We start from the raw sequence: 14,516 nt of genomic DNA on the forward strand, positions 1-14,516 counted from the left end.
AAACAAAAAAACGGGACAAATGTCCCGTTTTTTTGTTGTTGACTATATTTTGAAAACTCTCGATTATGAAAGTCTTGCCAATGAATCCTTAATTCTTGAAATCGCTGTTTTCAGCTCTTCCTCAGACGCAGCATATGACAATCTGAAACACTCAGGATCCCCAAAAGCGTCACCTGTTACTACAGAAACCTGGGCATCTTCCAGTAGATACATACAAAGATCTGTGGCATTATTGATCTTGGTGTCACCTACAGACTTTCCGAAATAGCTGCTCACATTCGGGAAGAAATAAAACGCCCCCATCGGGTTGTTTACCTTCAGTCCGGGGATTTCAGATAAAAGTCCATGTACCAGCTCTCTTCTCTTTTCGTACTGCTTAACCATTTCGTAAGAAGGCTCCAGCGAAGTCGTCAAAGCTGTGTAAGCCGCACGCTGGGCAATGGAGCAGTTTGCAGAAGTCAGCTGACCCTGGATCTTATTAGCTGCTTTCGCCACCCACAATGGTGCACCGATGTACCCCACTCTCCATCCGGTCATTGCAAACCCTTTCGCAAATCCATTGATAGTAACCGTACGCTCAATCATACCAGGCATTGTACCAATGCTGACATGCTTTCCTCCGTAGTTGATCAATTCGTAGATCTCATCCGAAAGCACAACGATGTTTGGATGTGGCTCCAACACCTTGGCAATAGCCGCAAGCTCCTCTTCTGTAAACACCGAACCTGTCGGGTTACATGGTGAAGAGAAAATCACTGCTTTTGTTTTATCTGTGATCGCTGCCTTTACCTGTTCAGCAGTCGCTTTAAAATCATTTTCGATGCCTCCCTTTACAAACACACATTTACCCTCTGCCAACTCTACAAGTGCACTGTAACTCACCCAGTATGGAGAAAATACGATCACCTCATCTCCCGGATCAAGCAACGCCAAAAACACATTAGCAATAGATTGCTTGGCTCCGTTTGAAACAACGATCTGATCAGGAGAATAGTCAAGATTGTTTTCCTTCTTAAACTTCTCACTGATCGCCTCTCTCAAATCCAAATATCCGTTTACCGGAGGATAGGCAAAGTATTTACCTTCATCGATTGCCTCTTTGGCTCCTTCACAGATGTGCTTAGGCGTCTTAAAGTCCGGTTCGCCCAAACTCAGTCCAATCACATCTATACCTTTCTGCTTCAACTCGCGGGCTTTTGCAGCCATCGCTAGAGTGGCCGATTCGGCCATGTTTTTGATTCTTGTAGATCGTAAATCCATTGTGTCGTTAAAAATAAGCGGGGGCAAAACTAGTGAATCTGGAAGGATGATCAAACCACTTTTTGAATGTTTTAATGGTTGAAAACCAGATTTTTAGAATTTTATGTGGCGGTAGGTCGGCCAACCGAAACAATCATTGGCTGCAAATGACATTCAACGCAATATCATCAATGAGCATGGTAATAGGTTAGCGCTTCCTGCATGTTCTTATTAAGGTCTTTAATTCTGGTGTCATGAGAGGGGTGAGTAGAAATAAACTCAGGAGGAGACTGTCCGTCACCGGAGGTCATTCGCTCCCAAAATTCCGGTGCTTCCTCTGGGTCATAGCCCGCCATAGCCATAAAGAAAAGCCCCATTTTGTCTGCCTCAGATTCATGCTTACGTGAAAACTTGAGTATCCCAAGTGAAGTCGCTGCTCCCGCACTCTGCATGATCATTTCATTGGTGATTGCAGAGCCGCCACCCACCCCCAGCACTACCGCCAGTGCGGTCAACCCCACATTAGACATTTTCTGCTGACTCATTCGTTCACGCCCATGATTGGCAATTGCGTGGGCAATTTCATGCCCCATTACAACCGCTATGCCTTCTTCATTTTCACAAATGGGCAGAATGCCGGTGTAAAAAACCACCTTCCCTCCCGGCATGCACCAGGCATTCACAGTTTCATCATTTTCGATAAGGTTAAACTCCCATGCATATCCGTCCAGATATTCGGATTTCCCCTCATTCTCAAAATATTTCTCCACGGCCACTTGCATGCGAACGCCAACCTCCTCGATCATCTGTGATTCGGTTGTACCTTTAATGACCTTATTCTCACTTTTGACCTGCTCATATTGCTTGAAACTCATGGGGAAAATCTCATCATTATCCACCAGGCTTAGTTGTGATCGCCCAGTCATGGGTACGGCAGCACATCCAGAGAGTATAATGGTTACCGCGAAAAACAATGATCTCCATGCGTATTTCATCCTTCGATTTTTATCGAAATAACGAACAACATATTAAATGGATTTATTTCAATTCGGAAAATTATGCGAAGGAGACATGGCCCACTTCATCTTCTTCAATGAAGTTAAATTCCAGATCCAATAAATCTGAATAATCTTCACCGGTCTCCAGCATATCCTCATCATCCTCATCATAATGCCAATTGATCACCACCTCCTTTCCGGATTTGGAAAGTACTTTAAGGGTTTTAAAAAGATCAAAAAGACATTTTGAGCTGCTGGTATTGAAATACGAAAGTGACATCTCCACTGTAAGCGGCTCAGAGCTTTGAGAAAATAACTTTGGGATATTTTGAATTAGCGGATGATAAAACTCAAGCGAGTTTTCTGGTGAGGACCTTCCGGTGAATACAATAATAGATTCTTCAGAATCCATCTTCACATATGGCGTGGTACGCGTCGGCTGAATTAAGACATCTAACATAGGCGGTTCAATTTTTAAGCTGATTTAAATGAAAGTTAGAGACACGTAAACCGGTTTTCAAAAAATATCGATGAACCCTCCTAAATGACGGTATGAATGGGGAAATAATGGGTATGAATTGATTGCGCAAACGTTTAAACTACCAACAGAATACGACTGTTATCGGATATTAATTGAATGTCAGGAAGGTTTTTACAACGATTGTTCTAGCCAATTCCCAAGTCAGCCCCTTGGAAAGAGTTATACCGCTTTAGAAAGGGTTATTTCAGAGATGTACTCAACAGGAACCATATTGAATTCGATATCCAGCAAGTCGGCGAAGTCCTCCCCTGTTTCCATCATATCCTCATCGTCTTCTTCGTAGTACCAATTTATTTTGACATTCCTCGCTTTTTCCACCATTAAAAACTTCAAGGCTTTGAATAGATCAAACAAACATTTGGAGCTACTGGTATTAAAGTATCGAAATGCGAGATTCGCATTGATAGGCCTATCGATATCAGCAAATAAGGTTTTGATATTTTCTATAAGGGGATGATAGAAGCCCAAAGAATTCTCAGGAGATGACTTGCCTTTAAATGAGATAAGGCCTTCGCTGCAATCAATCTTCACAAGCGGAGTGGTTTGTGTAGATTCAATAAAAATATCTATCATAACTGGTCAATTATAAGCTGATCGTCATCAAAGATATTTGTAAGATGAGAGCTATTCAAACAATAAAGATGGAGTCCAAGAAATCATGTGATGAATGGGAATATAAGGGCTGTGAATTTCACCAATAGGATATGGTGTAATTGGCAGAGGGGACACTAATTCAATGAGGCTCACCAATAAAACTTTCGGTTGTTTGTAGTTGACGAACTTTTCCCATACAGGAATCAAGGCACTTCACCTTGCAGACCCTAATTTGAATTGCGTTTAATATTTAGAAGCGAGAGTTCTAGCGAAACAGGTGGATTGCTTAAACGGCTTCACGTAGTGATATCTCCGAAATATCCTCAACAGGAATCAGGTTGAAATCGATGTCCAATAGGTCTGAAAAATCTTCACCCGTCTCCATCATATCATCATCATCCTCTTCGTAGAACCAATTAATGATTATCTCCTTACCATTTTCTATCATCATTTGCCTCAAAGCTTTAAATAAATCGAAAAGGCATTTTGAACTGCTGGTGTTAAAGTAACGAAACGAAAAATTGGCATTAATCGGCTTATCAGTATCAGCAAACAAAACTTTGATCTTGTCGATAATTGGATGATAAAAGCCTAGAGAATTTTCGGGAGATGATTTTCCCTTAAAGGAAATCAGACCTTCGTCCGAGTCGATCTTCACAAACGGGGTCGTTTGCGTAGGTTCAATTAAAATGTCTATCATAGCGCTGGGTTGGTTTGGTTGGTTAATTATAGTCTATGGCTACCTGCTAATCTAATAAAAATCGAAATCAAAAGCACTATCGAATTGCGAAATTTTCAATAAAAATCTTCGCTAGACAATATCCAATCAATCCATACTGGCTTCAGTGAACATATCCTCTAAAGAAAGTACAATTATTTCTTGTGCGCAATCGATGGTATTGTCAGGATTTAAATCCCTCCAGAAGGCCATGCTAATTGTCATTTTTTTAAGTTTGCCAAAACTGAAACTGACATGTCTGAACTACACCTTGTTTCCTGGAATGTTAATGGTATTAGAGCCATCCTGAAAAAGGATTTCATTGAAAATGTGCAAGCCATGAATGCTGACATTATTTGCCTTCAGGAGACTAAAGCACAACCTGAAGATGTGAAAACAGCATTAGCAACTGTCCCTGATTATCAGTTTTATACTAACTCATCCAAAGCTCGAAAAGGTTATTCAGGCACTGCCATACTGACACGTAAGGCACCCATTGACGTCACCTATGACATGGGAGTAGAAGAACATGATCAGGAAGGCAGAGTGATCACCGCAGAATTCGATGAGTTCTACCTGGTTACAGTCTATACCCCAAATTCAGGGGACGGCTTAAAAAGATTGGACTATCGACAGGACTGGGACGAAACATTTAAGGACCATATTACGGCACTTGATGAAAAAAAGCCGGTCATTGTTTGTGGAGACCTTAATGTTGCTCACGAAGAAATAGACATCGCCAGACCAAAGGCTAACTACAACAAATCTGCGGGCTATACCCAGCAAGAAATCGATGGACTGGACAATTTACTGGCAGAGGGTTTTTTCGATAGCTTCAGAGAACTTCATCCGGAAGAGATAAAATATAGTTGGTGGAATTATCGATTTCAAGCCAGAGAACGAAATGTGGGCTGGAGGATAGATTATTTTCTATTAAGCGAAAGATTGAAAGATCAGCTGGGAAGTGCTGAAATTTACAATGAATATCACGGGTCCGATCATTGCCCGGTTGCTGTGAAAATGAAATTCTAAAAAGAAATCCCACATGAAAAGAATCCCACTTCACGAACATCATGTCGCAATCGGTGGAAAAATGACTCCTTTTGCAGGCTTCGAAATGCCAGTGAGATACTCTTCTGACAAAGAAGAGCACATGACCGTAAGGCAAGGTGTTGGTGTATTTGATGTCTCACACATGGGAGAATTTATTGTCAAGGGTCCGCAATCTCTCGATTTACTCCAATGGGTTTGTTCCAATGATATTTCCAAAATCACCGTGGGCCAGGCGCAGTACGGATGCCTCCCCAATGATAAAGGAGGAATAGTTGATGACCTTATTGTTTATAAATTAGATGATGAGGAATACATGTTGGTTGTGAATGCTTCTAATATTGAAAAGGATTGGAACTGGATCAGTGCTCAAAACCGTTTTGGAGCTGACATGATTGATATCTCTGAAGACATCGCATTATTTGCGGTACAAGGTCCCAGAGCTATTGAAGTGCTCCAAAAGCTGACAGACATCGATCTATCGGGAATAAGCTTCTACCACTTCACCAAGGGGATACTCGCCGATGTGGAAATGATTATTTCAGCCACTGGATATACCGGTTCAGGTGGGTTTGAGCTATACGTACCAAAAGAGCATGCCATGGCCGTGTGGAATAAAATCTTTGAAGCAGGAGAGCCATATGATATCAAGCCTATTGGTCTGGGGGCACGTGACACACTTCGTTTAGAAATGGGCTATTGCCTCTATGGAAATGATATTAACGATTCCACCTCTCCGATAGAAGCTGGACTTGGCTGGGTCACCAAATTCACCAAAGAGTTTATTAACGCCGAGCAGCTCCGGACTCAGAAAGAGGCGGGTACCGGAAAAAAGCTGGTAGGTTTTAAAATGGTTGAGCGAGGTATACCGCGACATGACTATAGTATACTGAATGAATCCGGTGAGGAAATTGGGTATGTGACTTCAGGCACCATGAGCCCTCAACTAAACATTGGGGTAGGGCTTGGTTATGTAAAGACAGGCTATCACACCTCAGGATCAGAGATCTTCATTTCCATTAGAGATAAAAAAGTTAAAGCAGAGGTTTCAAAACCTCCATTCGTTGCATCATGAATAAAGTAGAAGTTTGTCTCACCCCCGAGCTTATTCACCAATTCGAGCTTAAGGGAAAAATTGCTGTCGTTGTCGACATATTCCGCGCGACCTCGTGTATGGTTGCCGGCATGGGCACAGGGGTCAATGCTATACATCCTGTTGCAGAGGTCAATGAATGCTTTGAAAAAGGCAAATCCGGACGCATTATGGCAGGGGAGCGGGGTGGCATAAAAGTGGAAGGTTTTGATATTGGAAATTCTCCTTTCGAGTACATGTGTGACATGGTGAAGGGAAAAGAAATTGCCGTTTCTACAACTAATGGCACTCAGGCCATCGTAAAATCTGAAGGCGCAGATGAAATCCTCATTGGTGCGTTCCTTAACCTATCGGCTATTGCCAATTATCTGAAAGCCTCAAACAAGGATGTAGTGATCCATTGTGCCGGCTGGAAAGGCACCGTAAACCTCGAGGACACTCTTTTTGCGGGAGCACTAATTGAAGTGCTCCTGGATAATTATCAAAGTCACGGTGATGCCGCACTATTGGCCAGTCATGTTTATCAAAACAGCAAACACGACTTATGTGCTGTGGCACAAACTTCTGCTCATGCGCACAGGCTAGCTTCTTTTGGCATTGAAAAAGACCTCACCTACTGCATGCAGCTAGATGAATTTGATATTATCCCCGTTTGTAAAAACGGAATTATCTCGTTGAAATAATGGCTCAGATCACTATTTGAAAGCAGGGGGTACGGCGCACTCCATCACCTCCACAGTTTCCCATACGTTGCCAGTGATGTAAGGCTCATTAGCCTTCCAGACCTCTAGTTCTTCAACAGATTCAAAGTCGAACACCATCACGGAACCTACCATTTTACCCTCTTCTAACATGGCCACTGCGTAAAGGATTTTTCCTTCGCTTTTCAATTTTGCCACACTATCCAGATGAGCCTGTCTTTGTGCTTGTCTTCTTTCGGCCGCATCATGACCGTCTCTGCCTATTACCAGGTAACTCATAATTCTAAAATTCGTATTTTGATCCTAACTCCATATCACTGATCTCTAACTCAAGGGCCCGAGTGGACAATTGGATCTCTCTCAATGAAACGAGCAAAGAAAGCAAAAAACATAATAGTGAACCTCCGAAAATGACACTTCCTACTACTGACAATTGCGCATAGATGAAAATCATTGCCAAAACACATAAAATCAGGCTGAGAACCCCCATGAATTGCATGAGGCGAATAAGAAAAACCCGCCGCCTCAAATTCTTCAACTGCCCAGCTACAACTCCCTCCTTGTTTTGAAGGTATTTCCCATGAAGCTGCCTGATCAGACTGGCAATAGCCAGAAACCGGTTGGTGTAGGCTAACAAAAGCAAAGAGATGGCCGGGAAAAGTAAGGCCGGAGTGGTAAGAGCTACTTCCATCTACTTCAATTTTTCATTTTGCTGATGACGATCAGCGTCCCTTTTCGTTTTCTTTTCCACGTTCTTTTGAAAGGCTTCCGTAAGATTTACTCCGGTTTGATTTGCCAGACAAATAAGCACCCAAAGCACATCAGCCATTTCATCACCCAGGTCTTTTCCCTTATCAGATTCTTTAAATGACTGTTCACCATACCGTCGAGCCATTATTCTGGCCAGTTCCCCAACTTCCTCTGTCAAAATTGCCATATTGGTTAGCTCTCCAAAATAGCGTACCCCTATCGTCCTGATCCACTGATCCACCTGATTCTGTGCTTCCTCTAATGTCATTTATCTTGTTGCGTTTGCGTCTAGATTTTCATTGAGGTGCCTAACTTCATACCCTTCCATCTCAAGTTTTCCTAAGAAGTATTGAAGGCGCTCTTCTTCAGCTCGCTTTAGAGAATCACGATCTGGTTCAAATTCATTAAAATGTTCATGTGGAAACCTTCTTCCCTGTGTGTAAAAATCCTCCCAAAAAAGCGCCTCTTCCACATAACCATCATTTCCATAGTAATATTTATACTCCGCCGCCTTTTTGCTCTCTTTGGATACGACCACATGCCCTGAGAAGATAGGCGCCCCATTTTCAAAATAGAAATAATCATCCCGTTCAATATCTGACGTATAGAGTACCCCAACTAATTTAAGTAAGATTCCCTCCATGAAATACCCCCTCACCTTATATACGGAGTCTCCTTCATGGAAATCATCTTCGATAATTTGCACCCTGTGATTGGCGTCAATTTCGGCCACTTTGTGACTCACCTCCTTAACGAGAGGTCGCTTTTCCTTACTTACTTCCGAGCACGAAAATATTAGAACAGCAATCCAAAATGGGGATATTAGGTTTTTCATCGGTGATCATTTTTCTTACAATTTAAACATTTCCACTTTTTCTACTAGTCCGGACACATTTTGTCATCATCACCATCAACCTTTCGGCGTATTTATCCGTCTAAACGATAATATTTCTTAAAACTAAAATTCTACCGAAAATGAAGAAGGTACATTTCCTTGCGATGATGATTATGATACTTTGTGGCACACAGACGCTTTTAGCTCAAAAGGATAAAAGCAAACGCCCAAGTCCTCCGGACCAGGTGTCCAATATCGTTGAAGGCACAACAATTACCATTGATTATAGTCAGCCATCACTTAAGGGTCGTGATCTCAATAGCCTCGCACCGATAGGTAAAGTATGGAGAACAGGGGCCAATGAAGCGAGCTGGATAGAAGTTTCAGCCGATGTGATGATTGAAGGCGAAAAACTTCCAAAAGGAAAATACGGTTTCTTCACCATCAATAATGAAGACGAATGGACTTTGATCTTCAATGAGGTTTGGGACCAATGGGGTGCCTATAAATATGACTCATCAAAAGACGCTCTAAGAGTTATTGTTTCGCCAAAGAGTTCAGAAGAATTCACAGAGAAATTCTCTATATCAATTGGTGATAATGGTTTAGTACAATTGCTTTGGGGCAATCTGGCAGTGCCCTTTCAAATAAGCATGTAAAATCTGAATTGGGCAGGTAGACATCCTGCCCATAAGTTTATAATATGTTGGAAGACTGTTCCTTGATTTTTTCCAATTCGTCCTTCATATGAACTACGGCCCTTTGAATGACAGCATCATTGGCTTTTGCTCCAATAGTGTTGATTTCCCGGCCAATTTCCTGAGAAATAAACCCCATTTTCTTGCCCTCTGATTCTGTATGACCCATTACCTCTTCAAGGTGATCAAGGTGTTTAGCCAGGCGAACCTTCTCCTCAGTAATATCTAGTTTTTCAATGTAATAGATCAGCTCTTGTTCAAAACGATTCTGATCCACCTGAACCTTCTCTTTGATGTCCTCCAGACCAGCCTGAAGTCGCTCCCTGATGAGTTCTACCCGATGTACATCCTGATCTGATACCTGCTTTAACCCTTCTCTGATCAACGATACATACTCCAGAAATTTTTCTTCCAGGACTTTCCCTTCATGAGCTCGAAACTCATTGCATTTTTCAAGTGCGGAGATGATTGCGCTTTTTACCTGATCCCAGGCCAAAAACTCAACAGCATCATTACTCGAAATTACCTCCGGCGATTGTAGTGCCAGTTTGAAGATCTCATCCGTATTGGCAGAAGAGCCATTGGCTAACTCCAGGTATTTAGAATAGTAAGCATTAAAAAGTGCTTCGTTGATATGCACATTAGGTTCCGCCGACTCCGTGGGTTGGATCTCAATTGAGAAATTCACCTTTCCTCGCTTCAAATACTGACCGATTAGGCCTCTGATCTCTAGTTCCTTATCCGCAAGCTCACGAGGAGACCTTAAAATAACATCTAGAAATTTACTGTTGAGTGATTTTACCTCAATCTTAATGTTGTACTGTGGCGTGGAAACTTCAGCGGATCCATACCCTGTCATGGATAATAGCATGCGCAAAGTTAGAAATCTAAACCAATTGTGAAATAGAATCTGTTAGATCCAATTTGATAATCCTGAATTGGTTTCGCTATATCCAACTTAATGTAGTACCCAAACAGGACGGTTCTCAGACCCCAGCCATACCCAGCGAGCCATGGGTTTTGGAAACTCGCTATCTCTGCACTGAACAATGAGCCGGGTTCATGGTATTTTTTTGTTAGAGCCGCATTGTGCCCTGCAACTGGTGCCTTCCCATTCCATGCAGTCCCCAAATCATAAAAACCAACTAACTGGAAGTTCCTGAGGAAGTTAGAGGCTATCGGCCCTCTGGAAAAATAGCGGAATACAGGCACCCGAAGCTCGGCATTGAACACAAATGCATTGGTACCAAATGCTTCATTATAGTCGAAGCCTCTTAGATTGGTCACAAACTCAGTGAATAGAATATTCGAATTTTCCAGGGTATTGCTTAATACCAGTGGGTCCTCTGTTCCCTGATTGGCATATTGCTGGAATATCCAGTTTTTCATCCCTCCAATCAAAAATTTCTGCCGGTTGTTGCCCATCGATTTCCCAAAATAAGCTCGGGTAGCAAGGGTTATTTCACGGTGAACTTTTTGATAATGCCTCAAATCGACTTTAATCTTAGAAAAGCTTCTACTATCATCCCATAACGACTTGTAGTTGCTATACTCCACGATGCCACGTGTTCCCTGATGGATATTAAAGCCCCTTTCGATTGTGTTGTCGATGACCATCGAGGTAGTAATGCCCGGATAAATAGTTCTGTTGTCTTTTGCAAACCCTGAGGCTGCGGAATTTCTGATCACATAGTCACTTTGAAGATTCTGGAAACTGGTGACAGCAACGAATGGTGAAAACTCAAAACGAACAGTGTTTGACACTGGAATAGCGGCAGAAACCTCCCATTTATCCAATACATATTTCTGTCTGGACTCGTTATCGGAACTGCTTGAATTTTCAGGGCTGAACATGAAAAGGTAGGTCTTTCTATCAAGCCTAACCCTGAAGTCCATCCAATATTTCAGGTAATCATATTGAGCGAAAATATCACCGCTTTTGAAATCACTTGTGGCAAGTAACCCGCCTGTCAGTCTATGATTTTCAAGAATATCACTCACTTCTGATTCCACCAAAAAGGAAAATCCCCGCAAAGGGTCAACAGCCGCTGAGGTCACTACATTGCTAAAACTAAACCGTGGCTCATAGGCAATGGGACCAACCACCGTACGCTTCTTTTCGAACTTCTGGTAGTTGCTAAAGAAAGACTCCGGCTTGAAGGTCGGACGATCGTCATCCTCAAATTCATAATTATTAATATCAATAAAATCTTCTCCTTCTATATTGTCCTCCTCTGCTTCACCAATTTCCGAAGCATCTGTTTGATCAACCTTCTTCACGGTATCTTCTTCAAACAGGAACTCATCAGGCATTAGAAGTGAATCTTCTACCGGTATCTTGAGGTCCTCAACCTCTACTTCAGGTTTCTTTTCCTCTACCGGATATAATGGCGTATTGGGGTCAACATAAACGTTTTGCATTTTGCTGACTACCATCCGTGCTTGTTCCAATCTTTTCCGGCCAGTTTGCGGAGTAAAAATCCTTTGATCCAAATCAGGGTTCATTTCTACATAAACCTTTTCCCGGCCATCATCCAGCATTATGTAAGAAAGGTTGTTACTACTAGCAGATAAATCATAATCACGAATGCCATTTTTATAGGCACTCACCTGGTAGGATAGAGAATCTAGGAAGCTATATTTATAGACATTATTGATCCCTTTTAGGTCCGATAAATAGTAGACCACATATTCATTTTTCACAATGGGCCTGGTGTCCTTACCATATGTACTTGTTAAGCGCTGGAACCGGGTTGTTGATGTGTCCAAATCGAACAAAAACAAATTATAGAGCTGTCCAATGTCTTGTATTGAAGGTGAGCTCACCTCAACAGAATCTGACTTCCTGTTTGAACTGAAGATCACCGCAGCTGTCCCGGGAATAAAAACAGGATCAATATCATCGTAAGTATCATCTGTGATTCTTTTCAGCGCATTCCTTCTCATACTGATCAGGAAAATATCGTTTTGACCGTCAATATCACCACTGAGCACCGCCAACTTGCCATTGTGGTTAAAGGAGAAACTTTTTACCTGATTGAACCTTTCCAATGGTTTATCGAGTTTTTGCCCGGTTGACAAATTGTGCGTAGACAATATCAGATCGCCACGTTTGTAATATAGTATCCCCAATATTTCATCAGCTTGCCAGTCGATCAAGGGTAGGTTATAGTCTACTTCCTGTCCATTGATCAGGTAACCTCCCTGCATAACCTTCTGCTGCCTGCCCGATTTCAAATCGGCTACGATCACATCAAATTTGCCATTCTTATGATAGGTGTATGCAACCAGATTTCCGGTTTTATTCACTTTCACGTGACCAAGCCGAGCCTTAAAATACCTCGAGGAAGTAAGCTCATTTTCCTTGTCAGGGGTTATATAATTTTGTTTGATCTCCTCCTCCTGCAGGAGGTAATAGTTTTGCCAATCTTCCAGGAACTGCTTGTACGAAAGACCGAGAGTACTGGCAATGCTGTTCTCTTCATTTCGAATGATTCTGGTCAGATTCAATATGTTAGAGATATTGCTCTCTCCATATTTTACGGCAATGAAATTCCAGATAGATTGACCCAGTATGGCTGCATCTTCCCCCTGAACTTTCACAAACCGCTTAATCTTTCTACGTACTAGGTAATCCCTAACATAGTCATCCATCTCATCTGACCAGCCATAGGCCAAATAACGAGAGGCACCATCCATAAACCAGGCGGGCAGGCTAAGGAGATAAGCATTCTGGAATATTTCTGCCAGGCTCCCCCCATACATCATGTCTTCAATCAATATTCTGGAAAGGCGCTGATTGATGGAACTTTTAAAGCCATCGCTTGTCCCGGGATAGGGTATTTCCACCTGGAGCTTTACGAAGTCAGTCTTTCCTCCTATGGTAAATACATCACCGCCAATACCAATATTACTTTGCTGTAAATCCTGTATAGAGTTATATATGAAGATCTTTGTTTTGGCGTAGGGAGCATAACCCAAAATATCCGTGATCTCGGTGAACTCATCTTCGAGGTAGGCCATGGCCTGACGGGCATAATCATGCCCCCCGGCATAGTAGTATACTTCAAAGTTGTTTGTGGAGTAGAAATACCAATCGAACTTCTTGTATTGAATTCGGTTCTGACCAAATTCAGTATAATAATACTGGCCATGAGATAAGTATCCCACCATCAGGAAAGTCCCAATCAATAATATTTCCTTGAAGTATCTCATTTTTTTTCAACTCTCCGGATATCAACGGCCGGAGAAAGGCCTTCATCTCTTAACAAGTAATTTACAAATTGGGTTGCGAAATATGGCACGAGCGAAACCCCTTTTGTACCGAACCCATTAAAAATTCCGATGAGCGGGTGATCCTCCAGCATTCCTATGAACGGCCTTCGATCATAGGTAGCTGGTCGCACCCCGGCTTTATGCCCTACAATTTCAAATTCCAACTCCATTAGTTTGGATAGTCGGTCAATCAACTCTTGTTTTCCCTTAGCTGTCGGGTTATGATCCAGTGTGCTATGATCATAAGTGGAACCTACCTTGAAGTAACCATTCTTTGGCAGCATAAAAACACCACGATTGAATATCCTATCTGATGGCAAATCAACATCCACTTCCAACACCTCTCCTTTAACAGGCTTAAATGGAAGCCAGTCAAAATAAGGATTATTGACAGCATCAGGCCCCTCACAAAAAATGACTTTTTCCGCTTGTATGTCCTGATATTTAACACCCGAGTTTTCAATGACCAGATCACCAAAAACCATTTCCCCTGCGCAATAGGATTGATTGGAAACAAAATATTCCTTCGCCTTCTCTAAAAGTGCCGGAAGATCTACCGAACCTGATTTTTTCAACTCAAGCCCTCCGAACTGATCCTTAATCCCAGGAACATTTAAGCTATTGGTTCTAATTGCCTTCAAATAGGCCGAATAATCACTCGACCCTGCTTTTCCCTGCCAGTCATTCTGTTCTTCTACTGAAAAAAATGGCCGATAGATGGTTTTAGGATAGTGAAATTTACCCCCAAGGCGTTGCTCTAACCGATCATAAAAAGCTTGCAGGTCCTGAAAAAGATCATCAGCCATCCAGGTTTTGACCATTTGTCTGCCAGTGATTGGATTGTAGAGTCCACCGGCCTTTTTGGAGGATGTATGCTCCGTTTCCTTGTTCAGAACATGCACCTTCTTGCCATTGGACATAAGCTCCAGAGCCAGCAAAGAACCTGCTATTCCCTGACCTACAATCAAAAAATCAACTTTCTTCAACACTCGTATATTTTGTACAAATTTGCATGAATTCAAGC

General features: G+C 42.1%; 16 protein-coding genes. 4 read left to right on the forward strand and 12 right to left on the reverse strand.

The genetic code is table 11. The annotated features are described in order from the left end of the window. Positions 1-63: 63 nt before the first annotated feature. The 5 genes from NXR94_RS00260 to NXR94_RS00280 form a co-directional block, all read right to left on the reverse strand. Positions 64-1,260, reverse strand: coding sequence for a pyridoxal phosphate-dependent aminotransferase (locus NXR94_RS00260; RefSeq protein WP_258102544.1), 1,197 nt, complete (start codon positions 1,258-1,260; stop codon positions 64-66). 167 nt (positions 1,261-1,427) lie between these two features. Next, positions 1,428-2,234: a M48 family metallopeptidase gene (locus tag NXR94_RS00265; protein ID WP_258102545.1), complete on the reverse strand. Its 807-nt coding sequence runs from the start codon at positions 2,232-2,234 to the stop codon at positions 1,428-1,430. A gap of 61 nt (positions 2,235-2,295) precedes the next feature. Then, positions 2,296-2,697 (reverse strand): DUF1987 domain-containing protein, encoded by a 402-nt coding sequence (locus NXR94_RS00270; RefSeq protein WP_258102546.1) that lies wholly within the window; start codon positions 2,695-2,697, stop codon positions 2,296-2,298. A 240-nt stretch (positions 2,698-2,937) separates the two neighbouring features. Beyond that, positions 2,938-3,351: a DUF1987 domain-containing protein gene (locus NXR94_RS00275; RefSeq protein ID WP_258102547.1), complete on the reverse strand. Its 414-nt coding sequence runs from the start codon at positions 3,349-3,351 to the stop codon at positions 2,938-2,940. Between the two features lie 307 nt (positions 3,352-3,658). Then, positions 3,659-4,072 (reverse strand): DUF1987 domain-containing protein, encoded by a 414-nt coding sequence (locus NXR94_RS00280; protein ID WP_258102548.1) that lies wholly within the window; start codon positions 4,070-4,072, stop codon positions 3,659-3,661. A gap of 273 nt (positions 4,073-4,345) precedes the next feature. Between NXR94_RS00280 and NXR94_RS00285 the strand changes: the two genes are divergently transcribed. From NXR94_RS00285 to NXR94_RS00295, 3 genes are read left to right on the forward strand one after another with little or no spacing between them, the layout of a single operon-like run. Next, complete coding sequence (locus tag NXR94_RS00285) at positions 4,346-5,122, forward strand: exodeoxyribonuclease III (RefSeq protein ID WP_258102549.1); 777 nt, start codon at positions 4,346-4,348, stop codon at positions 5,120-5,122. 13 nt (positions 5,123-5,135) lie between these two features. Beyond that, a complete protein-coding gene (gene gcvT, locus NXR94_RS00290) occupies positions 5,136-6,215 on the forward strand; it encodes a glycine cleavage system aminomethyltransferase GcvT (RefSeq protein WP_258102550.1) in 1,080 nt (359 codons plus the stop codon). Next, positions 6,212-6,916: a 2-phosphosulfolactate phosphatase gene (locus NXR94_RS00295; protein WP_258102551.1), complete on the forward strand. Its 705-nt coding sequence runs from the start codon at positions 6,212-6,214 to the stop codon at positions 6,914-6,916. Before gcvT ends, NXR94_RS00295 begins: the two co-directional genes overlap by 4 nt. Before the next feature lie 12 nt (positions 6,917-6,928). Here NXR94_RS00295 and NXR94_RS00300 read toward each other — a convergent pair whose 3' ends face one another. The 4 genes from NXR94_RS00300 to NXR94_RS00315 are packed head-to-tail and all read right to left on the reverse strand — an operon-like array spanning position 6,929 to position 8,519. Then, on the reverse strand, positions 6,929-7,213 hold the full coding sequence (locus NXR94_RS00300; RefSeq protein WP_258102552.1) for a YciI family protein: 285 nt from the start codon (positions 7,211-7,213) through the stop codon (positions 6,929-6,931). Positions 7,214-7,217: 4 nt separating this feature from the next. Beyond that, positions 7,218-7,625 (reverse strand): DUF2721 domain-containing protein, encoded by a 408-nt coding sequence (locus tag NXR94_RS00305; protein WP_258102553.1) that lies wholly within the window; start codon positions 7,623-7,625, stop codon positions 7,218-7,220. Further along, positions 7,626-7,952, reverse strand: coding sequence for a nucleotide pyrophosphohydrolase (locus NXR94_RS00310; RefSeq protein ID WP_258102554.1), 327 nt, complete (start codon positions 7,950-7,952; stop codon positions 7,626-7,628). It lies immediately after the preceding gene. Next, on the reverse strand, positions 7,953-8,519 hold the full coding sequence (locus NXR94_RS00315; protein ID WP_258102555.1) for a hypothetical protein: 567 nt from the start codon (positions 8,517-8,519) through the stop codon (positions 7,953-7,955). Positions 8,520-8,659: 140 nt separating this feature from the next. Between NXR94_RS00315 and NXR94_RS00320 the strand changes: the two genes are divergently transcribed. After that, the gene (locus NXR94_RS00320; RefSeq protein ID WP_258102556.1) at positions 8,660-9,178 is read left to right on the forward strand and encodes a DUF2911 domain-containing protein; all 519 of its coding nucleotides are present in this window, start codon (positions 8,660-8,662) and stop codon (positions 9,176-9,178) included. Between the two features lie 37 nt (positions 9,179-9,215). Here NXR94_RS00320 and NXR94_RS00325 read toward each other — a convergent pair whose 3' ends face one another. The 3 genes from NXR94_RS00325 to NXR94_RS00335 are packed head-to-tail and all read right to left on the reverse strand — an operon-like array spanning position 9,216 to position 14,478. Continuing rightward, positions 9,216-10,088 (reverse strand): YicC/YloC family endoribonuclease, encoded by an 873-nt coding sequence (locus NXR94_RS00325; RefSeq protein WP_258102557.1) that lies wholly within the window; start codon positions 10,086-10,088, stop codon positions 9,216-9,218. Positions 10,089-10,096: 8 nt separating this feature from the next. After that, positions 10,097-13,432 carry an outer membrane protein assembly factor gene (locus tag NXR94_RS00330; protein ID WP_258102558.1) on the reverse strand — a complete coding sequence of 1,112 codons (3,336 nt, stop codon included), beginning with the start codon at positions 13,430-13,432 and terminating at the stop codon, positions 10,097-10,099. Beyond that, entirely contained in the window at positions 13,429-14,478 is a 1,050-nt protein-coding gene (locus tag NXR94_RS00335; RefSeq protein ID WP_258102559.1) for an FAD-binding oxidoreductase, read from the reverse strand. The genes NXR94_RS00330 and NXR94_RS00335 overlap by 4 nt, the downstream gene beginning before the upstream one ends. Between the last annotated feature and the right edge of the window lie 38 nt (positions 14,479-14,516).

This window comes from Marinoscillum sp. MHG1-6 (genome assembly GCF_024714475.1).
In the GTDB taxonomy this organism is placed as follows: domain Bacteria; phylum Bacteroidota; class Bacteroidia; order Cytophagales; family Cyclobacteriaceae; genus JAMZMI01.

Coding starts and splice junctions, on each gene's coding strand:
- NXR94_RS00260 (WP_258102544.1), bottom strand. CDS start 1,260: ATGGATTTACGATCTACAAGAATCAAAAACATGGCCGAATCGGCCACT.
- NXR94_RS00265 (WP_258102545.1), bottom strand. CDS start 2,234: ATGAAATACGCATGGAGATCATTGTTTTTCGCGGTAACCATTATACTC.
- NXR94_RS00270 (WP_258102546.1), bottom strand. CDS start 2,697: ATGTTAGATGTCTTAATTCAGCCGACGCGTACCACGCCATATGTGAAG.
- NXR94_RS00275 (WP_258102547.1), bottom strand. CDS start 3,351: ATGATAGATATTTTTATTGAATCTACACAAACCACTCCGCTTGTGAAG.
- NXR94_RS00280 (WP_258102548.1), bottom strand. CDS start 4,072: ATGATAGACATTTTAATTGAACCTACGCAAACGACCCCGTTTGTGAAG.
- NXR94_RS00285 (WP_258102549.1), top strand. CDS start 4,346: ATGTCTGAACTACACCTTGTTTCCTGGAATGTTAATGGTATTAGAGCC.
- gcvT (WP_258102550.1), top strand. CDS start 5,136: ATGAAAAGAATCCCACTTCACGAACATCATGTCGCAATCGGTGGAAAA.
- NXR94_RS00295 (WP_258102551.1), top strand. CDS start 6,212: ATGAATAAAGTAGAAGTTTGTCTCACCCCCGAGCTTATTCACCAATTC.
- NXR94_RS00300 (WP_258102552.1), bottom strand. CDS start 7,213: ATGAGTTACCTGGTAATAGGCAGAGACGGTCATGATGCGGCCGAAAGA.
- NXR94_RS00305 (WP_258102553.1), bottom strand. CDS start 7,625: ATGGAAGTAGCTCTTACCACTCCGGCCTTACTTTTCCCGGCCATCTCT.
- NXR94_RS00310 (WP_258102554.1), bottom strand. CDS start 7,952: ATGACATTAGAGGAAGCACAGAATCAGGTGGATCAGTGGATCAGGACG.
- NXR94_RS00315 (WP_258102555.1), bottom strand. CDS start 8,519: ATGAAAAACCTAATATCCCCATTTTGGATTGCTGTTCTAATATTTTCG.
- NXR94_RS00320 (WP_258102556.1), top strand. CDS start 8,660: ATGAAGAAGGTACATTTCCTTGCGATGATGATTATGATACTTTGTGGC.
- NXR94_RS00325 (WP_258102557.1), bottom strand. CDS start 10,088: ATGCTATTATCCATGACAGGGTATGGATCCGCTGAAGTTTCCACGCCA.
- NXR94_RS00330 (WP_258102558.1), bottom strand. CDS start 13,432: ATGAGATACTTCAAGGAAATATTATTGATTGGGACTTTCCTGATGGTG.